General features: G+C 69.5%; 19 protein-coding genes and 1 pseudogene. 7 read left to right on the top strand and 13 right to left on the bottom strand.

Going from position 1 to position 23,382, the window contains the following annotated elements:
- Positions 1–65: 65 nt before the first annotated feature.
- Positions 66–1,652 (top strand): alkyl hydroperoxide reductase subunit F, encoded by a 1,587-nt coding sequence (ahpF, locus tag ACK4TH_RS00850; protein ID WP_409621300.1) that lies wholly within the window; start codon positions 66–68, stop codon positions 1,650–1,652.
- 42 nt (positions 1,653–1,694) lie between these two features.
- Here the strand turns inward: ahpF and bamC are convergent, their stop codons facing one another.
- The 5 genes from bamC to ACK4TH_RS00825 form a co-directional block, all read right to left on the bottom strand.
- Positions 1,695–2,822 carry an outer membrane protein assembly factor BamC gene (bamC, locus tag ACK4TH_RS00845; protein WP_409621297.1) on the bottom strand — a complete coding sequence of 376 codons (1,128 nt, stop codon included), beginning with the start codon at positions 2,820–2,822 and terminating at the stop codon, positions 1,695–1,697.
- Between the two features lie 34 nt (positions 2,823–2,856).
- Positions 2,857–3,741, bottom strand: a complete 885-nt coding sequence (gene dapA, locus ACK4TH_RS00840; RefSeq protein ID WP_409621295.1) for a 4-hydroxy-tetrahydrodipicolinate synthase — start codon at positions 3,739–3,741, stop codon at positions 2,857–2,859.
- 70 nt (positions 3,742–3,811) lie between these two features.
- A complete protein-coding gene (locus ACK4TH_RS00835) occupies positions 3,812–4,384 on the bottom strand; it encodes a class I SAM-dependent methyltransferase (protein WP_409621648.1) in 573 nt (190 codons plus the stop codon).
- 2 nt (positions 4,385–4,386) lie between these two features.
- Positions 4,387–4,551 (bottom strand): hypothetical protein, encoded by a 165-nt coding sequence (locus tag ACK4TH_RS00830; protein WP_409621292.1) that lies wholly within the window; start codon positions 4,549–4,551, stop codon positions 4,387–4,389.
- 68 nt (positions 4,552–4,619) lie between these two features.
- Complete coding sequence (locus ACK4TH_RS00825; RefSeq protein ID WP_409621289.1) at positions 4,620–5,852, bottom strand: MFS transporter; 1,233 nt, start codon at positions 5,850–5,852, stop codon at positions 4,620–4,622.
- Between the two features lie 483 nt (positions 5,853–6,335).
- Between ACK4TH_RS00825 and ACK4TH_RS00820 the strand changes: the two genes are divergently transcribed.
- Positions 6,336–8,321: a DNA topoisomerase IV subunit B gene (locus ACK4TH_RS00820; protein WP_409621286.1), complete on the top strand. Its 1,986-nt coding sequence runs from the start codon at positions 6,336–6,338 to the stop codon at positions 8,319–8,321.
- Between the two features lie 29 nt (positions 8,322–8,350).
- Here ACK4TH_RS00820 and ACK4TH_RS00815 read toward each other — a convergent pair whose 3' ends face one another.
- Positions 8,351–9,853 (bottom strand): ArnT family glycosyltransferase, encoded by a 1,503-nt coding sequence (locus ACK4TH_RS00815; RefSeq protein ID WP_409621283.1) that lies wholly within the window; start codon positions 9,851–9,853, stop codon positions 8,351–8,353.
- An 8-nt stretch (positions 9,854–9,861) separates the two neighbouring features.
- A complete protein-coding gene (locus tag ACK4TH_RS00810) occupies positions 9,862–10,668 on the bottom strand; it encodes a phosphatase PAP2 family protein (RefSeq protein WP_409621280.1) in 807 nt (268 codons plus the stop codon).
- Positions 10,669–10,917: 249 nt separating this feature from the next.
- Here ACK4TH_RS00810 and ACK4TH_RS00805 point away from each other — a divergent pair, with 249 nt between their 5' ends.
- From ACK4TH_RS00805 to ACK4TH_RS00795, 3 genes are read left to right on the top strand one after another with little or no spacing between them, the layout of a single operon-like run.
- Positions 10,918–11,601 (top strand): winged helix-turn-helix domain-containing protein, encoded by a 684-nt coding sequence (locus tag ACK4TH_RS00805; protein WP_409621645.1) that lies wholly within the window; start codon positions 10,918–10,920, stop codon positions 11,599–11,601.
- Positions 11,588–12,919 (top strand): histidine kinase dimerization/phospho-acceptor domain-containing protein, encoded by a 1,332-nt coding sequence (locus ACK4TH_RS00800; RefSeq protein WP_409621277.1) that lies wholly within the window; start codon positions 11,588–11,590, stop codon positions 12,917–12,919. The genes ACK4TH_RS00805 and ACK4TH_RS00800 overlap by 14 nt, the downstream gene beginning before the upstream one ends.
- Before the next feature lie 35 nt (positions 12,920–12,954).
- The gene (locus tag ACK4TH_RS00795; protein WP_409621274.1) at positions 12,955–14,640 is read left to right on the top strand and encodes a phosphoethanolamine transferase; all 1,686 of its coding nucleotides are present in this window, start codon (positions 12,955–12,957) and stop codon (positions 14,638–14,640) included.
- Positions 14,641–14,647: 7 nt separating this feature from the next.
- Here ACK4TH_RS00795 and ACK4TH_RS00790 read toward each other — a convergent pair whose 3' ends face one another.
- Together ACK4TH_RS00790 and ACK4TH_RS00785 are read right to left on the bottom strand one after the other, a co-directional pair.
- Positions 14,648–15,034, bottom strand: coding sequence for a diacylglycerol kinase (locus tag ACK4TH_RS00790; protein ID WP_409621271.1), 387 nt, complete (start codon positions 15,032–15,034; stop codon positions 14,648–14,650).
- A gap of 14 nt (positions 15,035–15,048) precedes the next feature.
- On the bottom strand, positions 15,049–15,441 hold the full coding sequence (locus tag ACK4TH_RS00785; protein WP_409621268.1) for a VOC family protein: 393 nt from the start codon (positions 15,439–15,441) through the stop codon (positions 15,049–15,051).
- A 116-nt stretch (positions 15,442–15,557) separates the two neighbouring features.
- Between ACK4TH_RS00785 and parC the strand changes: the two genes are divergently transcribed.
- On the top strand, positions 15,558–17,984 hold the full coding sequence (gene parC, locus ACK4TH_RS00780; protein WP_409621265.1) for a DNA topoisomerase IV subunit A: 2,427 nt from the start codon (positions 15,558–15,560) through the stop codon (positions 17,982–17,984).
- Between the two features lie 84 nt (positions 17,985–18,068).
- Entirely contained in the window at positions 18,069–18,656 is a 588-nt protein-coding gene (locus ACK4TH_RS00775; RefSeq protein ID WP_409621262.1) for a Uma2 family endonuclease, read from the top strand.
- Between the two features lie 21 nt (positions 18,657–18,677).
- Here the strand turns inward: ACK4TH_RS00775 and ACK4TH_RS00770 are convergent, their stop codons facing one another.
- The 4 genes and pseudogenes from ACK4TH_RS00770 to ACK4TH_RS00755 all read right to left on the bottom strand — a co-directional run.
- Complete coding sequence (locus ACK4TH_RS00770; protein WP_409621259.1) at positions 18,678–19,148, bottom strand: RidA family protein; 471 nt, start codon at positions 19,146–19,148, stop codon at positions 18,678–18,680.
- A gap of 34 nt (positions 19,149–19,182) precedes the next feature.
- Complete coding sequence (locus tag ACK4TH_RS00765; protein WP_409621256.1) at positions 19,183–20,112, bottom strand: transglutaminase N-terminal domain-containing protein; 930 nt, start codon at positions 20,110–20,112, stop codon at positions 19,183–19,185.
- 8 nt (positions 20,113–20,120) lie between these two features.
- Positions 20,121–22,712, bottom strand: a complete 2,592-nt coding sequence (locus tag ACK4TH_RS00760) for a circularly permuted type 2 ATP-grasp protein (RefSeq protein WP_409621254.1) — start codon at positions 22,710–22,712, stop codon at positions 20,121–20,123.
- Between the two features lie 148 nt (positions 22,713–22,860).
- Positions 22,861–23,331, bottom strand: a pseudogene (locus ACK4TH_RS00755) (transglutaminase N-terminal domain-containing protein); the annotation flags it as partial.
- Between the last annotated feature and the right edge of the window lie 51 nt (positions 23,332–23,382).

Below are 23,382 nucleotides of genomic sequence, written 5' to 3'. Positions count from 1 at the left end.
GTCCATCGGCCCAGGCCGGAGGTCGGACGCTGCCCCAGTCATCCCCCCCATTCCCGGAGAACCCCATGCTCGACGATCAACTGCAATCCCAACTTCAGGCCTACCTGACGCGCGTCAGCCAGCCGTTCGAGCTCGTGGCCTCGCTCGATGACTCGGCCAGCGCCCGCGAGCTGGAGCAACTGCTGCGCACCATCGCCAAGCTGTCCGACGGCAAGATCACGGTGCGCACCGATGGCGCCGATGCGCGCCGTCCGTCCTTCGCCATCCGCCGGCCAGACGGAGCGCAGGACCTGACCTTTGCCGCCATCCCGCTGGGACATGAATTCACCTCGCTGGTGCTGGCGTTGCTGTGGACCGGCGGGCATCCGCCCAAGGTGGCGCCCGAGGTGCTGGACCAAGTGCGGGCCCTCGACGGGGAGTACCGCTTCGAGGTCTATATGTCGCTGTCGTGCCACAACTGCCCGGATGTGGTGCAGGCACTCAGCCTGATGGCCATTCTCAATCCCCGCGTGCACACGACGGTCATCGACGGCGCTCTGTTCCAGGCCGAAGTCGAGCAGCGCAACGTGATGGCCGTGCCGCTGGTCTTGCTCAACGGCGAGGTGTTCGTCTCCGGCCGCACGTCGCTGGAGGAGATCGTCGCCAAGCTCGACACGGGCTCGGCGGCGCGCGCCGCGGCCCAGTTGTCGGCCAAAGATCCGTTCGACGTGCTGGTCGTCGGCGGTGGCCCGGCCGGTGCCGCCGCCGCGGTCTACGCCGCGCGCAAGGGCATTCGCACGGGCATCGTGGCCGAGCGCTTCGGCGGGCAGGTGAACGACACGCTGGCGATCGAGAACTACATCTCGGTCTTGGAAACCGACGGGCCCAAGTTTGCCGCCGCGCTGGAAGCGCAGGTGCGCCACTACGAGGTGGACCTGATGAATGGTCAGCCGGTCGCGGCGCTGCTGCCCGCCGATGCGGTGGGCGGTTACGTGGGGGTGCAACTGGCCAATGGGGCCGAACTGCGCGCCCGCAGCGTGATTCTGGCCACGGGTGCGCGCTGGCGCAACCTGAACGTGCCCGGCGAGGCCGAGTACAAAAATCGCGGCGTGGCCTACTGCCCGCACTGCGACGGCCCCCTGTTCAAAGGCAAGCGGGTGGCGGTGATTGGCGGTGGCAACTCCGGCGTCGAAGCGGCCATCGATTTGGCCGGTATCGTTGCGCATGTGACGCTGTTGGAGTTTGCCGATCAGCTCAAGGCCGACGCGGTGCTGGTCAGCAAGCTCAAGAGCCTGCCCAATGTGACCGTGCTGACCCAGGCCCAGACTTTGGCGGTGGAAGGCGACGGCCAGAAGGTGACCGGCCTGCGTTGGCGCGACCGTGCCAGCGGGGTGGAGCAGACTCTGGCGCTGGAGGGCGTGTTCGTGCAGATCGGGTTGGTGCCCAACACCGAGTGGCTGGACGGCGTGGTCGAGCGCAACCGCTTTGGCGAAATCGTGGTCGACGCCAAGGGCCACACCAATGTGCCCGGCGTGTTTGCCGCGGGCGACTGCACGACGGTGCCATACAAGCAGATCGTCATTGCGGCGGGCGAAGGGGCCAAGGCGGCGCTGTCGGCCTTCGATTACCTGATCCGCACCCCAGCGCCGCAGGCGGAGCCGGCGGCAGTCTGACGGGCCAGAACCCGCACCCGGGCGGCGCTTGCGCCGCCCGATTTATTTCATGTCGTTGGCGATGAGCTGTGCGATGCGCTGCGCGGTGGCGGAGCGGTCCGGTTGGCCGTTGCCGTCCAGCACGACCACTGTCGCGCGTTCGCCGCTGGCGGTGACGCGGATGCGGTAGCGCGTCGGCGCGCTTTGCGCGGTGTTGGAACTGCCAAACCAGCCCGTGATGCGGCCCAGGAAGCCGCGCTCTTGCGCCTGCGGATTCTCGTCCGGCGGCACATAGCGCACGAAGTACGTCCCCTCGGCGCGGTTGCGGTCTTCCACCGTAAAGCCGCTGCGGTCCAGCGCCAGCCCCACGCGGCGCCAGGCACGGTCGAAGTTTTCGTCGATGACGACCGTCGGCTGGCCATCGACCGTTTCGATGCGCGCGATCGCCGGCCGAGCGCCCGCAGCGATGGCGACCTTGGACTGCTCCTGGCTCACGCCCAGCTTGACCATCAGGCGGCGCAGAAACTCGGCCTCCAGCTCGGGGTCGGCAGGCCGGGTCTGCCAGACCGTGTTGTCTTTGCGCTCGGTGGTGTAGACCTCCACCATGCCACGGTGGCTGATGAAGATTTCGCTGCCGCCCGCAGCGTTGCGCTCCACGCGGGTGCGGAATTTGTCGCGCTCCCCGGTCGAGTAGAGGTTGTCGAACAGCTTGCCGATCGTGGAGCGGATGATGTCCTGTGGGATCTTGGCGCGGTTTTCGGCCCAGTCCGTCTCCATCAGGCCCAGTTGCGGTTGGTCCAGCGTGAGCAGAAAGCCGTTTTCCTGCCAGAAGTCGCGCAGCGCGGGCCACAGCTCATCGGGCGCGCGGTCCACGACCAGCCAGCGCTGGTTACCCGCTCGTTCGATGCGCACATCACCGATTTGCGCAGGGGCGGCGGTGCCAGTGGGGCGGGCGGCGGCCGTGGCCTGATAGCCCGATGCGGTGACCGACGCCCCAGGCAGCGCATAGCGCGAATCGCGCGCCAGTTGCGTCAAATCTGGCGGGACTTCCAGGCGGTTGATCTGTTTGGCGCTCTTGTAGTCGATGCGGTCTTCTTCCAGCACCGAGCAGCCGCTGGCGAGCAGCGCCGCCAGGGCCAGGGGCGCGAGCCGCCACGCAGTGGAGGGGCGGGGGCGGTGGGTTGCGGGCATGTCAATTCCCTTGGCGTGCGGTGGGGCGTGTTCGTCAGATCAGACCGGCGGCGCGCAAAGCCGCCTCGACTGCAGGCTGGTGCTGGGCCGACAGCGGCGTCATCGGCAGGCGCAGCGCCGGGCCGCACAGTCCCATGCGCGCCATGGCCCACTTGACGGGAATGGGGTTGGCCTCGACGAAGAGCTGCTTGTGCAGCGGCAGGAGCTGCATCTGGATGCGCATGGCGGTGCGGGCGTCGCCCGCGATCGCGGCGGCGCACAGCTCGTGCATGAGGCGCGGGGCGACGTTGGCGGTGACGCTGACATTGCCCTGGCCGCCGCACAGCATCAGCGCCACGGCCGTGCCGTCGTCGCCCGAGTAGAGGGCGAAGTCGGCGGGCTTGGCGCGGATCAGCCACTGGGCGCGTTCGATGTTGCCCGTGGCCTCCTTGATACCGACGATGCCCGGCACCTCGGCCAGGCGCAGCACCGTCTCGGGCTGCAGGTCGGCCACCGTGCGGCCCGGCACGTTGTACAGGATGATGGGCAGATCGCCCGTGGCTTCGGCAATTGCCTTGAAGTGCTGGAACAGGCCCTCCTGCGTGGGCTTGTTGTAGTAGGGCACGACTTGCAGTTGGCAGTCGGCGCCCACCCGGCGGGCGAACTCGGCCAGCGCGATCGCCTCGCGCGTGGAATTGGCGCCGCAGCCGGCCATGATGGGCCGCCGCCCGGCGGCCTGCTCCACGGCGACGCGGATGATTTCGCAGTGCTCTTCGACGCTGACCGTGGGGGACTCGCCAGTGGTGCCGACCACGCCGATGCAGTCGGTGCCCTGGTCGATGTGCCAGTCGATGAGCTTGCGCAGGGTGTCGTAATCGACACGGCCGTCCTCGTGCATGGGGGTGACGAGGGCGACGATGCTGCCGGTGATGGGCTTCATGGCGTGTGCGCAAATCCAATGTTGGGTCCAGCGGACATTCTAACCAGCGGCTCGGGTGGTGCTCACCGGGTCAGAGCGGGTAGCGTGGCGGTGCGCCGTTTGTGGTCGTGGCCTCGCGCACGGCGGCGATGCGCTGCACGAACCGGTCCGGCCGGCTCAAAAAGCCATCCTCGTAGGCGATCACGCGCAGTTCGGCGCAGGCCCGCAACAGTTCGCCCGGGGCCAGCAGAAAGTCGGGGCGCGACGGCTTGCCGACGGTTTCGTTGCCCTGGGCGAAGGTTTCGTAGAGCAGCACGCCGCCGGGTGCGACTGCCTGCACGATGCGCGGCAGCAAGGGGCGCCAAAGGTAGTGGGTGACGACCACTGCGTCGAAGCGCTCGTCGGCCAGGGGCCAGGGGGCGTTTTCCAGATCGGCGGGGAGCGGGCGCACTGCCGCGCCCAGGTCGGCGAGTGTGGTCAATGCTGCCGTGTCGCGGTCGACCGCGGTGACGTGCCAGCCCCGCGCGACCAGCCAGCGCACATGGCGCCCGTGGCCGCAGGCCAGGTCCAGCGCCCGCCGCAGGCCCCCGTCCGGCGCGCGGGATGGCAACAGCGCCTCGAAGCGGGTGATCCAAGGCGAGGGGGGCAAGTCCGCGTGCGGCATGGTCAAAAGCAACTCCAGAGCCGATCCGCCAGCGTGAGCAGAAAGGTCGGCTCCAGGTACCAGGCGAACACCTCGGCACACGCCCCCAGCCCCACACTCCAGCCGGCCAGGCGCAGGACCGGACGCAAGACCGGGCGCGATTGGGGCGACGGGGCGGCGAGGGGCATCGCAGGGGCGGATTCTTGGACTGAAAACGGTCGAGCGAAGGCCTTGAATGCGCAGGGGCTGCGAGCCGTCACGGGGCGGCCGGCCCAGTCATGCGCACTGGCCCTCGGCGGATTGGTGCCTCCTGGATGGGCCAGTTGACGACGGCGGCAAAGAGGCCCAGCGCAATGGATATCCACCACACGATATCGTAGCTGCCCGTGCGGTCGTAGAGCAAGCCGCCCAGCCACACCCCCATGAAGCTGCCCACCTGGTGGCTGAAGAACACGAAGCCCCCGAGCATCGACAGGTGCGCGACGCCAAAGATTTGCGCCACGATGGCATTGGTCGGCGGCACCGTGGACAGCCACAGCAGCCCCATGGCGGCGGCGAAGGCGTACACGCTCCATGGCGTCAGCGGCGCGGCCAGGAACAGCGCTATCGCGATCGAGCGCATCAGATAGATACCGGCGAGGATTTTGCGCTTGGCCAGCCGCTGCCCCAGCACGCCCGCCGCGTAGGTGCCAAACACATTGAACAGGCCGATCAGCGCCAGTGCCGTGGACGCCACCTGCGGCGACAGGCCGTGGTCCTTCAGATAGCTCGGCATGTGCACGCCGATGAACACGACCTGAAAGCCGCAGACGAAATAGCCCGCCATCAACAACTGGAAGCTGCGGTAGCCGAAGGCCTCGCGCAGTGCCTGGCCGATCGTTTGTTCGCGCGCCGCCCCCCGTGCGCCACCGGCAAAGTCCGGTTCCCGCAAGCCCCAGGCCAAGGGACCGATCGCGAGTACGGCACCGGCGAGCACCAGCAGCGCGTCCTGCCAGCCGAAGGCGGCGATCAGCCAGCCTTCCACTGGCACCATCAAAAACTGCCCGAACGACCCGGCTGCGGCCGCCAGGCCCATGGCCCAGGAGCGGCGCTCGGCCGGAATTTGGCGCCCGATGACGCCGTAAATGATGGCGTAGGTCGTGCCCGCCTGGGCTGCACCGATCAACACGCCGGTGGTCAGCGCAAAAACCAACGCCGAGGTGGCCAGCGCCATGCCCGCAAGGCCCAGGGCATACAGCAGCGCGCCGCCCAGCAACACCCGGTAGGCTCCAAAGCGGTCCGCCAACATGCCGGCAAAAATGCCGAACACCCCCCAGGCCAGGTTCTGTACTGCCATCGCGAAGGCAAAGGTTTCGCGCGTCCAGCCCTGCGCCTGGGTGATGGGTTGCAGCCACAGACCGAAGCCGTGGCGGATGCCCATGGAAAAGGTCACGATGAGGGCGCCGCACAGCAGGACCTGGGCGGCGGAGAGTCGGCGGGCAGCGGTCATCCGCCAACTGTAGCGGATGGTCCTGCTCCCCGTGCGCGGGGACATCGATGGCCGGGTGGGGCGGATGGGTTGGGGCGGTTTGCGCGGCCATGCGCAGACCTCATCTGAGGTCGATGGCCCAAGTCCTTGACCCACCGGGGGTCTTGGGCCTTGTCCCAAGTTGTTGTGGATAACTTTGTGGGTAAGACGTGGTCATGCGGGGCAAAGCCTCATCCGACAAGGGCTTGAACAGATTGCCCATTTTTTAATCACGCAAAAAATATTATATAAAACAATATCTTGCATGTATTTCCGAGTGCGCTGCGGTGCAACCAAGGCGGTGCGGGTGGCGCGGCTGAAGGGGGCATCCCGGGGGCGAGGGGTGTGCAAAACACAGACCGCCCCGGGCTGTCAAGCCCCCCCGGCGGGGCCATGATCGGGCCGCACCGCAATGGGCGGTCGCCCGCGCGAGCGGGTCCGTACGGGTCCGTACAATCCGCCGCCATGTCCGCCTCCACCACTGTGCCGGGCGCTGCGCCCGGCTACGCCGAGAGTTCGATTCGGGTGCTCAAAGGGCTGGAGCCCGTCAAGCAGCGTCCGGGCATGTACACCCGCACCGACAATCCGCTGCACATCGTGCAGGAGGTGATCGACAACGCCGCCGACGAGGCGCTGGCGGGTTTTGGCCGACGCATCCGCGTGACGCTGCATGCGGATGGCTCCGTCAGCGTGGAGGACGATGGGCGCGGCATCCCTCACGGCCTGCACCCCGAGGAGGGCGCGCCGGTCTTGGAGCTGGTCTTTACCCGGCTGCACGCGGGTGGCAAGTTCGACAAGGGACAAGGCGGGGCATACAGCTTTTCCGGTGGGTTGCACGGCGTGGGGGTGAGCGTGACCAATGCGCTGGCCAGCCGGTTGGAGGTGACGAGCCACCGCGAGGGGCATGTGGCGCGCCTGGTGTTTGCTGGCGGTGACGTGGCGGAGCCCCTGGTGCGCCGGCCGCTCGAGGCGGGCGAGCGCCGCCAAGGGACCACGGTGCGCGTGTGGCCCGATGCGCGCTACTTCGATCAGGTCACCCTGCCACTGGGGGAGCTGACGCATTTGCTGCGCAGCAAGGCGGTGCTGATGCCGGGGGTCACCGTGACGCTGGTCAACGAGCGCACGCGCGAGACCCAGACTTGGCAGTACAAGGGGGGCTTGAGCGATTATCTGCAGCAGACGCTGGCGGCCGAGCCGCTGATCCCGCTGTTCGAGGGCGAGGGGTATGCCGAGGCAGGGCACGAGAGCTTTGCCGAGGGCGAAGGCGCGGCCTGGGCGGTGGCCTTCACCGAGGAGGGCCCCCTGGTGCGCGAGAGCTATGTCAACCTGATCCCCACCCCCGCCGGGGGCACGCACGACAGCGGCCTGCGCGAGGGGCTGTTCCAGGCTGTGCGCGGCTTCATCGAGCTGCACGCGTTGTGTCCCAAGGGCGTGAAGCTCTTGCCCGAGGATGTGTTCGCCCGCGCCAGCTATGTGTTGAGTGCGCGGGTACTGGACCCGCAATTTCAGGGCCAGATCAAGGAGCGGCTCAACTCCCGCGATGCGCTGCGGTTGGTGGCGGCCTATGTGCGCCCCGCGCTGGAGCTGTGGTTGCACCAGCACGTCGAGCACGGCAAGCGGTTGGCGGAGCTGGTCATTCGCGCCGCGCAAAGCCGCCAGAAGGCCGCGCAGAAGGTGGAAAAGCGCAAAGGCTCCGGCGTGGCGGTGCTGCCTGGCAAGCTGACCGACTGCGAAAGCCGCGACCTGTCGCGCAACGAGCTGTTTTTGGTGGAAGGCGACAGCGCCGGGGGCAGCGCCAAGATGGGGCGCGACAAGGCGTCGCAGGCCGTGCTGCCGCTGCGCGGCAAGCTGCTCAACACCTGGGAGGTGGAGCGCGACCGGTTGTTTGCGAATGCCGAGATCCACGACATCGCGGTGGCCATCGGGGTCGATCCCCACGGTCCCGACGACGCGGAGGATCTGAGCGGCCTGCGCTACGGCAAGATCTGCATCCTGAGCGACGCGGACGTGGACGGCTCGCACATCCAGGTGTTGCTGTTGACCCTGTTTTTCCGGCACTTTCCGCGCCTGATCGAGGCGGGGCACGTCTATGTCGCGCGGCCCCCGCTGTACCGGGTGGATGTGCCGGCGCGTGGCAAAAAGCCCGCCAGCAAGCACTATGCGCTCGACGAGGGGGAACTGGCGGCGATTCTGGACAAATGCGCCAAGGAGGGCGTGCCGCGCGAGAAATGCCAGATCAGCCGCTTCAAAGGCCTGGGGGAAATGAGTGCCGAACAGTTGTGGGACACGACGCTCAACCCCGACACGCGCCGCCTGCAGCCCGTAACCTTGGGGGGGCTGGACGCCGCCGCGACCGCGGCGCGCCTGAATCGCTTGATGGGCAAGGCCGAGGCCGCCGCCCGCCGCGAGCTGATGGAGCAGTGGGGTGATGCGGTGGAGGTGGACGTCTGAGTAACCGGCCCCATCCGTGAGTCAGGCCTTCAAGGATCGCGCCGCAGCAGCACTACGCCGCCGCGTTGGTAGAGTACGGTGTGGGGCACATCCGGCAGGCGGTCGAGCCGGGTAAGGGCCCACTCCCCCGGCTCGGGCAGGCGCTTCGGCGTGATCGCCTGGGCATAGACGCTGAAGCTGGGGGCATCGAAGCGCCACAGCACCGCCGACGCCTGGGCCTGGTGCGCGAGGCGGCCCGCGTGGCGCACGGCGCCCTGCAGCACATCGCCAAACCACGGCGCCACGAGGGCGCCGAGCAGCAGGGCCTGCATGGCCGCCAGTGCCTGCAGCCGCCGCCAGACGGGCCAGCGCCGTTGGATCGCCACGGCAATGCCCGCGATCAAAGCCGCCCAGGCCACGGGCGGATAGAAGGCGGGTGCCAGATCCCGGGCCAGAGCGAGTTGCGCGCGGTAAAAGGGGTTGTCGGTGCGCAGCCCGGCCTCGTGCAGCAGGGCGGGCAGGTGGGGCCACAACGCCAGCAGGGCCACGGGCACGATCAACCAGGCACCACGCAGCGCGGGCAGGCGCAGCGCCAGCAGAATCATCAACGGGGTGGAGCCGTACAGCACATAGTGCGGCAGCTTGGTTCCGGACAGGCTGAAGAACACCAGCACGAATCCACACCACAGCCACAGATAGCGCGTCAGCGGCGTCTGGACATCGGGTTTGATCTGCCGCAGCACCGCGGGAAGGGCCGCGCTCCACGGCAGCAGCAGCAACGGCAGGGCGATCAGGTAGTACAGCCAGCCCCCGCTGTGTCCCTCCAGCGTGCCGGTGAAACGCTGCACGTTGTGGCGCAGGATGAAGCCGTCCACGAATGCCTGTCCGTGGGTCAGCAGCATGGCGACATACCACGGGGCTGCCACGGCCAGAAGGATCAGCCAGCCCTGCACGTCGAAAGCGACGCGCCGCCAGGTGGACCCGTCGCGCGTCAGTAGGGTGTACAAGGTGCCCGCCGCAGCCGGGATCAGCACGGCCACTGGCCCCTTGGTCAGCAGCCCCAGCCCCACCCAGAGATACACCCGCAGCAAATCGCGCCGTTGCCGTCGCTCCAGATAGCGCCACAGATCCAGACAGGCCAGCGTCAGCCACAGGTTGAGCAAGGCATCGGCCGTGGCGGCCCGTGCCATGATCCAGGGTCCGAGGGCCGTCGCGACGATCCACAGGGCGCGCTCTGCCGCCGCCGCGTCGGCGCGCTCGCGCACGAAGCGCCAGACCGCCCAGCCCCATCCGATCGCCGCCAGGGCAGACGGCAGGCGCAGAGCCCATTCGTGCAAGCCCAGCACAGCAACCGACAGCGCCTGCAGCCAGTAAATCAGGATCGGCTTGTCGTACCGCGGCACGCCGTTGAGCCAGGTCGACAGCCAATCGCCGTTGAGCAGCATCTCCCGCGTCGCTTCGGAAAACGCCCCTTCGTCGACGTCGAACAACGGCGGGGTGCCCAGCCCGGTGAGCCATGCCGCCAAGGGCACCAGCCAAAGCAACCAGCGCATTGCCGCGATCACTCCGTTTCTCTCCGTCGCCACAGCGGCATCACCGCCGAGGAGCGGAGCAGCCAGATCTGCAGCGCCGCCGCGACCAGCGCCACCCCGACGACCAAGCCGCCTAGGGCGTGGGCCAGCGGCTCGACGCTGGCGGGCAAGGCGCGCCCCCACAGTCCGAGACCGAGCACGCCAGCTGCGGCGATTTCCCAATGGTGCAGCACATCCCCTGGGCGCGGCCCCCAGCGCCTGGCGGCCACGACGGCGGCGGCGGCGCAAAGCCAACCCAGCAGTGCCCCGACCGCGACGTCCAGAGGCCAATGCGCCCCGACCGCGACTCGCGACAGACCGATGGCGAATGCCAACGGCAGCGCCGCCGCGGCAGCCAAGCGACGCTGCGGGGGTGGCGTCGTCAGCACCCAGCAGGCAGCGAGTGTAAAGGCCGTGACCGTATGCCCCGACGGAAAGCTGCCCTGCCTGAGCACGTCACCGATGAGGTGAAATGCGTCGGGTGGCAAGACGGCGGCGGGTCGGGGAGCCGCCGCCAGTGCCTTGATGCCGTGCAGGGTCAGTGTGGCGGGCGCGATGCTCCAGAGCAATGCGGGTGACGCTCGGCGGTGCCCGGTCGCGATCGCAGCCGCCAGAAACATAGCCAGGGCGAAATGCGTGTCGCCCAGCCAGGTCAACCACCACCACAGCAGATCGGGGGTGGTCCGCGTCAGCCGCTGCACGCCGACCAGCGCATCGATGGGCGAAATGAACACCAAACCCGCGATGACGAGCAGCCACAGCGCCGGCAGGCCCCAGAACCAGATACTGCGAAGCATCGAGACGGAATGAGAGGGCGTCGGCGGGGTGCGCATAGCGATCAATGCAATCGAGAGGCCGACAGATTGCCGGCGCTGCGTGAAAATGCCGTGTCGGCGGGCCCGGGTGTGTCGCCAAGGACGGCGCCAGCCCGACCGGCCGGTTGAATGGATTAAACGCCCGCGGGGCTTAACGAAGCCTTAACCCCGCGCGAAACCCTCGGATCGGATGGAACGCCCGGATTGCAGCGCGGGCAGGAGATGGAAGGATTGCGCATCCTGATCGTCGAAGACGACACCGCCATCGCGAACGGCGTGGCCGCGCTGCTGCGCGCGCAGGGGCATGGGTGCGATGTTTGCACGACGTTGGCCTGCGCGACGCGGGCGCTGCAGGTCGAGCCGTTCGACCTGGTGCTGCTGGACCGCGGACTGCCGGATGGTGATGGCATCGATTGGCTGCGCGCGCGGCGTGCGGCCGGGCTGCATGCGCCGGTGCTGGTGCTGACCGCCCGCGACGCATTGGCCGACCGGGTGGCGGGGCTGGACAGCGGGGCTGATGACTACCTGGTCAAACCGTTTGCACCGGAGGAGCTGCTGGCACGCATGCGCGTGGCGCTGCGCCGCAGCGCCGGTCAGGCCGAGGCGGTGCTGCGCCATGGCGCGCTGCAGGTCGACCCGGCCGCGCGCGCGGTGTGGCGCGACGGCCAGCCGGTGGCGCTGCGTGCCAAAGAGTTTGCATTGCTTTGGGCGTTGCTGCGCGCCCGCGGCCGCGTGCTGACGCGCGCCCAGCTCGAGCAGATGTTGTACGGTTTCGACGACACGGTGGAGAGCAACGCGCTGGAGGTGCATGTGCACCACCTGCGGCGCAAGCTCGGCGAGGACCTGATCCAGACCGTGCGCGGGGTCGGCTACACCATCCCCCCACGGCCGGAGGGCGCCGATGGCCGCGGCTGAACGCGCCCCTCGGCTGGCATGGCGGCTGCTGGCATGGACCTTGGCCACGCTGCTGGGGGTGTGGCTGGTGCTCGTGGCCAGTGCCTACCAAACCGCAGTGCACGAGGCGCGGGAAATCAGCGATGGGCAACTGAAGGCCGCCGCGCGTTTGCTGTTGACCGCTCCGGTGCAAGGCCCGGCCCCTGCGGTCGACGCGGCGGCGCTGCCGGTGCGCGCAGAGCCGCGCTATGCCCCCGAGCTGCATGTGGTGGTTTGGGAGAGCGGGGCGCTGCGCTGGGATCCGGAAGCCTGGGCAGCGCGCTTGCCGCCGTCGTTGCCGGAGGGCTATCACACGCTGGTGCTGCCGCTGGCGGGCGAGGTGCGCACGTGGCGCTGGTTCGTCGCCGAGCATGGCGCACGCCGAGTGGCTGTCGGGCTGGATGTCAGCCGCCATGCGGAGCTGGGGCGCGACGTGGCCGAGCACCTGGTGCGGCCAGCGGTGGTGTTGCTGCCGCTGGTCGCGCTGCTGTTGGGGTGGGCGATCCGGCGCGGCTTGGCGCCCCTGTCGGCGCTGGCCGAGGCGCTGCAGCACTTCGATCCCGATACCGCGCGTGGCTTGCCACCGGCGCAGCGCTACGACGAATTGCAGCGCTTGCAGCGGGCGCTGCGGGCGCTGGTCGAGCGGCTGCACGCGCTGTGGCAGCGCGAGCGGTGCTTTACCTCCGACGTGGCGCACGAGCTGCGTTCGCCGCTGACGGCGCTGGTGTGGCAAGCGCGGTTGGCGCGGCTGCAGACGGGCACTCCGGAAGGCGATGCAGCGCTCCAGACGGTGGAGCGCGAGGCGCTGCGCGCCGGCGAGATCCTGACGCAATTGCTGGCGTTGGCCCGTGCCGACGCCCCCGGTGGCGAGACCGCCCAGCCGGTGGATCTGTTGACGCTGGTGCATGACGTGGTGGACGACTGCGTCGCGTCCGCCGGTGGCGAGCGCAGCGCGCCCGAAGTGCAAGGGCGGTCGTGTGTGGTCCACGCGCGGCCGACGCTGTTGCGGCTGGCGCTGCGCAACTTGGTGGACAATGCCTTGCGCCATACCCATGCGCAGACGCGGGTGGCCGTGCGCGTGGGGCCGCGCGCCGACGGTGCTGTCGTGCTCGAGGTGCTGGACGAGGGCGGTGCGCGCGCGCAAGCACCCGCCGATCGCGGTGGCCTGGGTCTGGGCCTGACGCTGGTGCAGCGCATCGCCCAGCATGAGGGGGCGCGCTTCGAGTTCCTCCCCAATCCCTCACCGCCGTGGGCTACGGGCTTTGCGCTGGTCTGGGGGGCGCCGTCCGGATCAGGTTAAGGTGGGGCTAAGGTGTCGGAAGCATGATGCCGACCATGAGGATTCCAAGAAACCGAGGTACGAATAACCACGCCCCCGAGATCGCCCAGGACGGCTGGCACCCGCTGGCCGCGCTGACTCTGCTGGCGGCGTGGTTGGCCACGGTCGGTAACGTGCCACTGTGGTCGGCGGTGTGGCAGGCGCAGGGGCCGTTGGGCTGGCGCGGGTGGGCCGTGGCGCTCGCATGGGTGCTGGCGCTGACGCTGGTCAACCTGGCGGTGCTCGCGTGGCTGGCGGCCGGACCGCTGCGCCGGCCGCTGGGGGTGGCGCTGCTGGCGCTGGCCGGTGGGTCGAGCTACTTCATGCTGGCCTACGGCATCGTCGTCGATGCGTCGATGGCGGCCAACGTGTTCCAGACCGACCTGCGCGAGGCGCGTGACCTGCTGACCCCGGGCCTGCTCGTCGGGTTGGTGCTGGGCGTGGCGCTGCCGGGTTGGTTGTGGTGGCGCCTGCCCGTGCGGCACTGGCCCGCGCGGCGCGCGCTGGGGGTTCGTACCGGTGTCGGGGCGCTGGCGCTGGCGCTGGCCGTCGCCCTGCTGTGGCTGACCTTCCAGGATCTGGCGGCGTTGATGCGCAACGATCGCGCGCTGCGCTACCTCATCAATCCCTACAACAGCGTCTACGCCGCGCTGCGCCACGGCGTGGGCCAGCGGGCGCTCGCGTCCGAGCCGCTGCAGCCCATCGGCCTGGACGTGCCGCCGCTGCCCGCAGCGGCTCGCGAGGACGAGGCGCCGCTGGTGGTGCTGGTGGTGGGCGAGACGGCGCGCGCGGCCAACTGGGGCTTGAACGGCTACGCGCGCGACACCACGCCTCGCCTGCGCGCGCTGATCCAGCAGGGGCAGCCGATCGTGTCGTTTGCCGCCGTCACCTCGTGCGGCACCAACACGCAGACCTCGGTGCCGTGCCTGTTCGCGCCGGAAGGTCGGGAGCGCTGGAACCCCTCGCGCGCGCAGGAAAACCTGCTCGATCTGCTGCAGCGTGCGGGGTTGGCAGTGACGTGGCTGGACAACCAGTCCGGCTGCAAGGGCGTGTGCGCGCGCGTGCCGTCGCGCCAGACCGACCGTCTGCAGGAGCCCGGGCTGTGCCGTGGCGACGAATGCCATGACGAAATCCTGCTGCGCGAGTTGCCCGGGGCGCTGCAGGCCCTGCCCGAGGCGGCGCGCCGGGTCGGCACGCTCGCGGTGCTGCACCAGATGGGCAGCCACGGGCCGGCCTATTTCAAGCGCACGCCGGCGGCGTTCAAGCCATTCCAGCCGGAGTGCACGACGGCGCAGCTGCAGGCGTGCGAGCCGGCGCACATCGTCAACGCCTACGACAACACGCTGCGCTACACCGACCATGTGCTGGCCGAGTTGATCGGCTGGCTGGTGCGGCGGCGCGGGCCCACGGCGCTGCTGTATGTCTCCGACCACGGGGAGTCCCTGGGCGAAGGTGGGCTGTACCTGCACGGCATGCCCTACGCCGTGGCCCCGCGCGAGCAAAAGGAGGTGCCGATGCTGCTGTGGGCCAACGGCGGCATGCAGCAGCGCCTGGGGCTGGATTGGGCCTGCCTGCAGCGGCGCGCGCAGGAGCCCGCCTCGCACGACCATGTGTTCCACACTGTCGCCGGGCTGTTCGGCGTGCGCAGCACGGTGGTGGACGCCGAGCGCGATCTGCTGGCGGCGTGCCGCCGCGCGGGCTGAAGGGCCGTCAGCCGCGCCACCAGCTCCACAACGCCGCGCCCCAGACTCCGCCGGCAAACAGCAGGGACAGCAGCACGGCGGCGCTGCCCAGGTCCTTGGCGCGCTTGGAGAGGGCGTGCCATTCCGGGCCCACGCGATCGACGACCGACTCGACGGCGGTGTTGAGCAACTCCACCACCATGAGCAGCATCACCGAGCCGACCAGCAGGGCGATCTGAACCCAGTCCCGGCCCAGCCAGAAAGCGGCCGGCACCAGGCCCACGGCCAGGAGCACTTCCTGCCGGAAGGCCGGCTCGTGCCAGCCGGCTTTGAGCCCATCGAGGGAGTGACCCGCGGCATGCCAGAGTCGCGCCACCCCCCGGCGCTTCGGGGCAACAGACGGGGACGAGGACATGGGTGGGCGCAGACTCACTGGGGCCGGTGCAGGGCGCACAGTTTGTTGCCGTCCGGGTCGCGCACGTACGCCAAGTAGAGGGTACCGCTGGGTCCGTGGCGCGGGCCGGGTGGGGCCTCGATGGGGGTGCCGCCGTGGGCCACGGCCACGTCGTGAAAGCGCTGCACCTGCTCGGGCGATTCGCATTTGAAGCCGATCGTCCCACCGTTGGCGCAGGTGGCGGGTTCGCCATTGATCGGCTGCGATACCCCGAAGGTGCTGCCCGCATGGCGGTAGAACACCCGCTCATGACCGCTGGCCGCGGTGTTACGGACGCCCTCGGGGGCCCCCAGCACGCCCAGGACGGCGTCGTAGAAGCGCTTGGCTCGGTCGATGTCGTTGGTGCCCACCATCACATGGCTGAACATGTCGAAAGTCTCCTGTCGGCAAAAGGAAGTGACGTCGTCGCTCGTTATTGTCGCCCCCTGCGTACCGCGCAACGCGGGTCGAGGGCAAAGGCCCCGAGGCGAGCGACAATCCGCCCATGAGTCTAGACGTGTTGCCCCCTTCCGACCGGTCGCCCGCCGAGCCGGCGGCCGACCCCGACAGCCTGGCCGCCTACGCGCAGCGGGCCTATCTGGAATACGCGCTCAGCGTGGTCAAGGGCCGTGCGCTGCCCGACGTGTGCGACGGCCAAAAGCCCGTGCAGCGCCGCATCCTGTACGCGATGCAGCGCATGGGCCTTGGCTACAGTGGCCCGAACGCCAACACGCCGGCCAAGCCGGTCAAGAGCGCCCGCGTGGTGGGGGATGTGCTGGGGCGCTTCCACCCCCACGGCGACCAGGCCGCGTACGACGCGCTGGTGCGCATGGCGCAGGACTTCGCGCAGCGCTATCCGCTCATCGACGGGCAGGGCAACTTCGGCAGCCGCGACGGCGACGGTGCCGCCGCCATGCGCTACACCGAAGCCCGCCTGGCCAAGATCAGCACCCTGCTGCTGGACGAGATCGATCAAGGCACGGTGGACTGGGTGCCCAATTACGACGGCTCCACCGAGGAGCCGCGCCAGTTGCCGGCCCGCTTGCCGTTCGTGCTCCTCAACGGCGCCAGCGGCATCGCGGTCGGCATGGCCACCGAGATTCCCAGCCACAACCTGCGTGAGGTGGCCGACGCCTGCGTGGCGCTGGTCAAAAACCCGCAACTGCCCGACGACGACCTGTTGGCTCTGCTGCCCGGGCCAGACTACCCCGGTGGCGGCCAGATCATCAGCCCGACCGCCGACATCCACGACGCCTACCGCAGCGGCCGCGGCAGCCTGAAGGTGCGTGCCCGCTGGAAGATCGAAGACCTGGCCCGCGGCCAGTGGCAACTGGTGGTGACGGAGCTGCCGCCCGGCGTCAGCGCGCAAAAGGTGCTGGAGGAAATCGAGGACATCACCAACCCCAAGGTCAAGGCCGGCAAGAAAGCACTGACGCAGGAGCAGACACAGCTCAAGGCCAGCCTGCTGGCGGTGCTCGACGGGGTGCGCGACGAGTCCAGCAAGGAAGCGCCCGTGCGCCTGGTGTTCGAGCCCAAGAGCAGCCGCATCGAGCAGCAGGAACTCATCACCGCGCTGCTGGCCCACACCAGCCTGGAAACGTCGGCCCCCATCAACCTGACCATGGTGGGCCTGGACGGCAAGCCCGTGCCCAAGAGCCTGCGGCAGATGCTGGAGGAGTGGATCGCCTTCCGCCAGACGACCATCACCCGCCGCTCACGCCACCGGCTGGACAAGGTGCTGGACCGCATCCACATCCTCGAGGGGCGGCAGATCGTGCTGCTCCACATCGACGAGGTGATTGCCATCATCCGCGCCAGCGACGAGCCCAAGGCCGCGCTGATCGCGCGTTTTGCCTTGAGCGACCGCCAGGCCGAGGACATTTTGGAGATCCGCCTGCGCCAGTTGGCGCGGCTAGAGGCCATCAAGATCGAGCAGGAGCTCAAAGAGTTGCGCGAGGAGCAGGGCAAGCTGGAAGACATCTTGGCCAACCCGGCCAGCCTGCGCCGCCTGATGGTCAAGGAGATCGAGGCCGATGCCAAGACCTTTGGCGACGAGCGCCGCACGCTCATCCAGGCCGAGAAGAAGGCCGTGGCCGAAATCAAGGTGGTGGACGAGCCGGTGACGGTGGTGGTGTCGGCCAAAGGCTGGGTGCGCGCGCGCACCGGCCACGGGCATGATGCCGCGGGCTTCGCCTTCAAGGCGGGCGACGGCCTGTACGGCACCTTCGAATGCCGCACCGTGGACACGGTCATCGTGCTGGGCAGCAACGGCCGCGTTTACAGCGTGCCGGTGGCCAGCCTGCCGGGGGCGCGCGGCGACGGCCAGCCCATCACCACGTTGATCGACCTGGAGCCGGGTACGCAGCCGGTGCATTACCTGGCGGGGCCCGCGTCGTCCCTGTGGCTGCTCAGCGGCTCGGGCGGTTATGGTTTTCTGGCCACGGTGGAGGACATGACGAGCCGCTTGAAAGGCGGCAAGGCCTTCATCACCCTGAACGAGGGCGAGACCGTGTGCCGCCCCGCGCTGGTCAGCGGCGGCATGGTCGTGCGGCTGGCCGCCCCGGACGGCACCGTGCTCGCCCCGCCCACGGCCCCGGAAGGCGGGGACGCCCAGTCCGCCTTGGCCCCGGCCACCCAGGTGTGCTGTGTCTCCAGTGGCGGGCGCATCCTCACCTTCGATCTGAGCGACCTCAAGCACCAGCCCAAGGGCGGGCGTGGCCTCATGCTCATGGGGCTGGAGGGCAAAGACACCCTGGCCGGCGCCGCGGCCTATCTGCGCAGCGTGCGCATCGACGGTGTGGGGCGGGGCGGCAAATGGCGGGATGAGGTGCTGGAAATCCGCAGCCTCAACAACGCCCGCGCCGCCCGTGGCCGCAAAGGGCGCGATGCCAGCTTCGGCTTCAAGCCCCTGCAGGTGTGGCGGATGCTGTGATGGGCCTTTGGCAGCCGCGGCTTTGAGCCGGCTGCTTTGGCGATAATGGGGCGTCACACGCTCAGCGTGGGGAGACGGCCCGCCATGAAAGCAGAACTGTACCGGCCCCTGGACGAGGCGGAGTACCTCCGCCTCGAAGCCCGCAGCCCCGTGCGCCACGAATACGTGGGCGGGCAGATCTACGCCATGACCGGCGCCTCGCTGCGGCACAACATCATCGCCGGCAATGTCTACACGCTGTTGCGTCACCACCTGCGCGGCAGCCCCTGCCGCACGTTCATGGCCGATGCCAAGCTGCGCGTGGCCAAGCAGCAGAGCATCTACTACCCCGATGTGATGGTGACCTGCCACCCGCAGCACCAGCAGGTTGGCAGCGAGGATTTTCTGGTCGAGTCGCCGCGCCTGGTGGTGGAGGTGCTCTCCGAATCCACCGCGGGCACCGACCGGCGCGAGAAGCTGTTGGCCTACCGCACCCTGCCCAGCCTGCAGGAATATGTGTTGATCGCGCAGGACGAGGCGTTGATCGAAATCTATCGCCGCGAAGGCGACATCGGTTGGCAGCGCATCACCCTCACGCCGGGCGACCCGGTGGAGTGGATCAGCGTGGAGCTGACCACGGACTTTGCCACCATCTACGAGGAAAGCGGGCTGGCCCTGCCACCGCCCGCTTGAGGCGATCGGCGAGGCGAGTCGTCAGGCCAGTTCGGCCATCAGCTCGATTTCGACGCACGCCCCGAAGGGCAGTTGCGCCACGCCAAAGGCGCTGCGTGCGTGCGCGCCGATCTCGGGGCCGAACACCTGTCCCAAAAGCTCGGAGCAGCCGTTCGTCACCAGATGGTGCTCGGTGAACGTGTTGGTGGAGTTGACGAGGCTGAGCACCTTGACGATGCGCTTGACGCCATTGAGGTCGGTGCCGGCGGCCACGCAAGCGGCGTGCAGCGTGCCCAGCAGGTCGATGGCCACGGCGCGGGCCGCGGCCTTGCCTTCGTCGGTGTTCATGGTCAGGCCCAGTTGCCCGACCCAGGGCTTGCCGTCGCGCTTGGCGATGTGGCCACTGAGCAGCACCAGCTTGCCGGTGTGCACGAACGGCACGTAGGCGGCGGCGGGCGTCGCCACGGCGGGCAGTTGGATGTCGAGGGCTTGCAAACGATCGTAAACGCTCATGATGTGCGGGCTCCGTAAAGGGCTTGCATTCTAGTCAGCCGGTGCCTGGCGCGGCCCAGCCGAGCGCCGCCCATTCCTGCGGCGGCGCGACAGTGACGGCGACGCGCAGCGCGTGCGCGCCACCGCCTTGGATCACGCCCCGCAGCGGCGAGACGTCGCCAAAATCGCGCCCGGTGGCGACGGTGACATAGCCCTCGTCTGGGCGGTCCCAGCCCCAGCGCCGGTTGGTCGGGTCGAGGTCGAACCAGCGCTCGCCCCAGGGTACCGCTACCCAGGCGTGGGAGGCATCGGCCCCCACCAGGCGGGGCTGGCCCGGCGGCGGCTGGGTCAGCAGATAGCCGCTGACATACCGCGCCGGCAGGCCCAGCGCGCGCAGCGCTCCGATCAACACATGGGCGAAGTCCTGGCACACCCCGCGACGCTGGCGAAACGCCGTCAGCAGCGGCGTGTGCACCTCGGTGCTCGCCGGGGCGTAGGCCAGATCCGCGTGCAGCCGGGCGGTCAGATCGCAGCAGCCCGCAAGCCACCCCCCTCCCGGGGGGAAACTGGCCCGGGCGTAGGCCATCAGGTCGGTATCGATCAACGCCTCGCGCGGGATGTGCGGGGAGGCGTAGACGAACTCCGCCTCGGGGCGATAGGGCGTACCCGCCCGGTAGCGCAGCCGCTCGCGCACCTGCTCCCAGGGTTCGTCGGTCTGGGGTTGCTCTGGCGCCTGGGTGTCGACCACGGAGTCGGCCACGACGTCGAGGGTCGTGTGTGGCCGGTCGATGGCAAACAGCGTGCGCCGATTGCCGTAGACGTCCACCTCCTGCGTTTGATGAGCGGGCGCGGGATCGACGGTCAGGCGATGGAAGACGACCCGCTGGCCGGCCGCGTCGCGCGGGTGGAGAATGGCGATGTGGTGGGACGACACCACTGGGCTGTGGTAGCGGTATTGGGTGTGGTGGCGGATGTGCAGGCGCATGGCAGCGGTCAGGCCAGCAGGGTCTGCGCGGTGGCGTCCGCGTGGCTGAAGTAGGTGTGCCCCAGCCGCTCCGACAGGCCCAGCACGGACGACTCGCAGGTCTGCAGCAGCTCGATCAGGCGCAAATGGGTGGTTGCCGCCCCGGGGCCGTAGCCGCCCTTGGCCCCGCTGAGCGTCACCAGGTCCCAGTCGTCCGGGTCCGGCAGCATCGTCACCAGATCTTGCCCCGTTGCGCGCTCGCTCTGAGGCAGCTTGCGCACCCGGGCGCGCAGCGTCGAGAGCACCCAGGCGAGTGCGCGCGGGTTGTCGCGGTGGGTGACCAGCAGGTCGAGCAGCGCCACGAGATCGCGGCGCTGCTGGTACAAGGCGTGGAAGGTGATGGTGCTGTCGAACAACCCGAGCAGGGCCTCGTAGCCAGCGTCGCTGTCGATGGCACCGCTGTGCAGCGCGGCAGCCAGCGCATGCGCCAGCGCGGCGACGCGCTCGATCAGCCGCCCGATGCTCAGCAGCCGCCAGCCGTCGTCGCGCACCATGCGATCGACCTGTGCGCCGGTGATGGCGGACAGGCGTTCGCTGGTCTCTTCCAAAACGGCGAAGGCTTCGGCCTCGCCGCCATCGGACCGCCGCGCCCACGCCCGGCAGCGGCCGTCGAAATCCGTGGCCAGCGCATCGATCAGTTTGCGCTGTTCTTGCGAGAGGCGTTCGCGGACCTGGTCGGCGGCGCGACGCAGCGCCCGCAGGTTGAAGCCGACGCTGGTGGCGCCGCTGTCGGCGCCCAACTGCGCCACCAGGGCGCGCGCAAACACCCGTGGGGCCTGGGTGGCGTCCGGCACCTGGGGCAGTACCAGCCCGCTGTGCCGCGCGCAGGCGGTCAGCCAGGCCAGGACGGCGGGGTCGCTGGCGTCCTCGCCGCGCAGGCCTTGCAGCGCGATGCGGGCCAGCCGGACGGTGTTTTCCGCGCGCTCGCTGTAGCGGCCCAGCCAAAACAGATTTTCCGCGGCGCGGCTGGTCACGGGCCGCTGGTGCAGCGCCAGGGACAGCGTGCTTGGCGCCTGGCGCAGCAGGCTGGTGCGGTCGACGTCACCGTGGGTGCGGACCCAGCAATCGGCGCTGCTGCCCCCGCGCTGCATGGAGACGATCTGCTGCCCGCCTGGAGCCAGCCGGACCAGGCCGCCGGGCAACACCCGCCACGAGCGCGGACCGTCAGCCAGGGCGAACACGCGCAGCAGGGCCGAGCGCGGCACGATGCGGCCCTGGCGCCACGCCGGTTGCTGCGACAGCGGCAGATAGGCTTGCAGCGTGAAGTCCTCGGGCCATTGGCGGATGCGCTCGGCCAGCGCCTCGCGCTCGCTTGGGGACAGGCTGGGGCCGAGCAGGGTCTCGATGTCGCGGTCGGGGCGGGTGGGCTTGGCCACGGCCCGATCCAGCCGGGGCAGCGCATCCGCCAGCGCGGCTGCCTCGCCGCACCACCAGGTCGGCAAGGAGGGCAGGGTGAGCGGCCCGCCGAACCAGCGCTCGTGGATCGCCGGCAGAAAGCCGAGCAGCGCCGGCGACTCCAGCGGGGCGGATCCCGGGGCGTTGGCCAGCAGCAGGTGGCCCGCGCGCACGGCCTGCAGCAGGCCCGGCACCCCCAACGAGGAGTCCGCGCGCAGCTCCAGCGGGTCCAGCCACTCGTCGTCCAGCCGTTTGATGAGCACATCGACCGGCTCCAGCCCCTGCAGGGTCTTGAGGTAGAGCCGGCGATCCCGCACGACCAGATCGCTGCCCTCGACGAGCGGCAGGCCCAGGTAGCGCGCCAGGAAGGCGTGTTCGAAGTAGGTCTCGTTGTGCGGGCCGGGCGTCAGCAGAGCGATGCGCGATTCGGCCCCACGCGGGGACAGCGCCGTCAGCCCGCGCATGAGCGCCCGGTAACTCGCGGCCAGCCGCTGCACCCGCAGGCCCTCGAACGCCCCAGAAAACAAGCGCCCGATGGCGAGGCGGTTTTCCAGCAGATAACCGAGTCCGGACGGGGCCTGGGTGCGCTGCGAGACCACCCACCACTGCCCGTCCGGGCCGTGCGCGAGGTCGAAGGCGGCGATGTGCAGCCAGGTGTCCCCGGGCGGGCGCACGCCGTGCATGGCACGCAGGTAACCCGGGTGCCCTTGCACCAGCGCGGGCGGAATCAGCCCGTCGCGCAGCAGCGTGCGCGGGCCGTAGAGGTCGGCCAGCACGGCGTCCAGCAGGCGCACGCGCTGCAGGATGCCGGTCTCCAGATGCGCCCAGTCCTGCGGCGAGACGATGAAGGGGAACAAATCCAGCGACCAAGGACGCTGGGGGTTGTCGGCATCCGCATAGACGTTGTAGGTGATGCCGTTGTCGCGAATCTGCCGCTCCAGCGCGCTGGCGAGCGCGGGCAATTCGTCCAGCCCGCCGGGGCCCAGCTCATCGAAGAACTGCGCCCAGGCGGGCGACAGGCCGCAGGCATCGAGCGCGCCACTGCGCCATTCGTCGAAATGACCGGGCGGGAACGGCTCCCCCCAGGCGGCCGCCTGTTCGCTGGGCCGCGCAAGGTCGCCCGCGCGGGCGTGCAGCGGGCGGTTCGAGGAGGGGGGAAGGGTCACACGGGTCACCACCGGGAGTATCGCCGAACCACGCGCCGCCGGCGCTGATGCAGACCACCAGGACCGGGCGGCCCGGGATGGGGGCGTTCGTCAAGCCGTGGCGGTGCAGGCCTCAGGCGCGCCCGCTCCAGGGGGCGTCCAGCCGAGCGCCATCGACCGCTTTGGCATCCGGGGCAAGCGGGATCAGATGGCCCGTGACGAAGCGCGCGGCCAGCCCCAGATGGCGCAGCAGTTGCACGAGCAGCCAGCCGCTGTCGCGGCAGGATCCGCTGGCCTTTTCCAGCGTCTCCTCCGGGGTCTGTACGCCCGACTCCAGCCGGATGGTGTAGGCGATGTCCGGTCGCAGCCGGCGGTTCAGTTCGACCAGAAAATCCACCGTGCGCCGCGGACCGCGCTCGACCCGGGTCGGCTGCGGAAACACCAGCCGCGCCTGGTAGTTGGCAAACGGGTCCTGCTGCCAGTTGATGAAGTGCGGCTCCGGCGCGACGCGCCGGGGCTACGACAGGATGCGCGTGCGGCTGTGGGGCGCTGGGTGCAGACGCGCCACCTGCGGGCCAAGACGGACGAGCCGGTCGTATCGATAATGGGTGACGTGGCGGAGCGCCACGTGGATGGCCATGGTGCTCTGGCGAACGGAAGAACAGGGAGGGGGGCATGCCGATGGGGCATC

Source organism: Tepidimonas sp., from assembly GCF_046292505.1.
Taxonomy (GTDB): Bacteria; Pseudomonadota; Gammaproteobacteria; order Burkholderiales; family Burkholderiaceae_C; genus Tepidimonas.
The sequence above is the reverse complement of the archived record's forward strand: the minus strand, read 5'-3'. Positions and strand labels throughout refer to the sequence as shown.

Coding starts and splice junctions, on each gene's coding strand:
- ACK4TH_RS00795 (WP_409621274.1), top strand. CDS start 12,955: ATGAGGATTCCAAGAAACCGAGGTACGAATAACCACGCCCCCGAGATC.
- ACK4TH_RS00785 (WP_409621268.1), bottom strand. CDS start 15,441: ATGTTCAGCCATGTGATGGTGGGCACCAACGACATCGACCGAGCCAAG.
- ACK4TH_RS00815 (WP_409621283.1), bottom strand. CDS start 9,853: ATGCGCTGGTTGCTTTGGCTGGTGCCCTTGGCGGCATGGCTCACCGGG.
- ACK4TH_RS00810 (WP_409621280.1), bottom strand. CDS start 10,668: ATGCTTCGCAGTATCTGGTTCTGGGGCCTGCCGGCGCTGTGGCTGCTC.
- ACK4TH_RS00770 (WP_409621259.1), bottom strand. CDS start 19,148: ATGAGCGTTTACGATCGTTTGCAAGCCCTCGACATCCAACTGCCCGCC.
- ahpF (WP_409621300.1), top strand. CDS start 66: ATGCTCGACGATCAACTGCAATCCCAACTTCAGGCCTACCTGACGCGC.
- ACK4TH_RS00800 (WP_409621277.1), top strand. CDS start 11,588: ATGGCCGCGGCTGAACGCGCCCCTCGGCTGGCATGGCGGCTGCTGGCA.
- dapA (WP_409621295.1), bottom strand. CDS start 3,741: ATGAAGCCCATCACCGGCAGCATCGTCGCCCTCGTCACCCCCATGCAC.
- ACK4TH_RS00835 (WP_409621648.1), bottom strand. CDS start 4,384: ATGCCGCACGCGGACTTGCCCCCCTCGCCTTGGATCACCCGCTTCGAG.
- ACK4TH_RS00775 (WP_409621262.1), top strand. CDS start 18,069: ATGAAAGCAGAACTGTACCGGCCCCTGGACGAGGCGGAGTACCTCCGC.
- ACK4TH_RS00830 (WP_409621292.1), bottom strand. CDS start 4,551: ATGCCCCTCGCCGCCCCGTCGCCCCAATCGCGCCCGGTCTTGCGTCCG.
- ACK4TH_RS00765 (WP_409621256.1), bottom strand. CDS start 20,112: ATGCGCCTGCACATCCGCCACCACACCCAATACCGCTACCACAGCCCA.
- parC (WP_409621265.1), top strand. CDS start 15,558: ATGAGTCTAGACGTGTTGCCCCCTTCCGACCGGTCGCCCGCCGAGCCG.
- bamC (WP_409621297.1), bottom strand. CDS start 2,822: ATGCCCGCAACCCACCGCCCCCGCCCCTCCACTGCGTGGCGGCTCGCG.
- ACK4TH_RS00820 (WP_409621286.1), top strand. CDS start 6,336: ATGTCCGCCTCCACCACTGTGCCGGGCGCTGCGCCCGGCTACGCCGAG.
- ACK4TH_RS00825 (WP_409621289.1), bottom strand. CDS start 5,852: ATGACCGCTGCCCGCCGACTCTCCGCCGCCCAGGTCCTGCTGTGCGGC.
- ACK4TH_RS00790 (WP_409621271.1), bottom strand. CDS start 15,034: ATGTCCTCGTCCCCGTCTGTTGCCCCGAAGCGCCGGGGGGTGGCGCGA.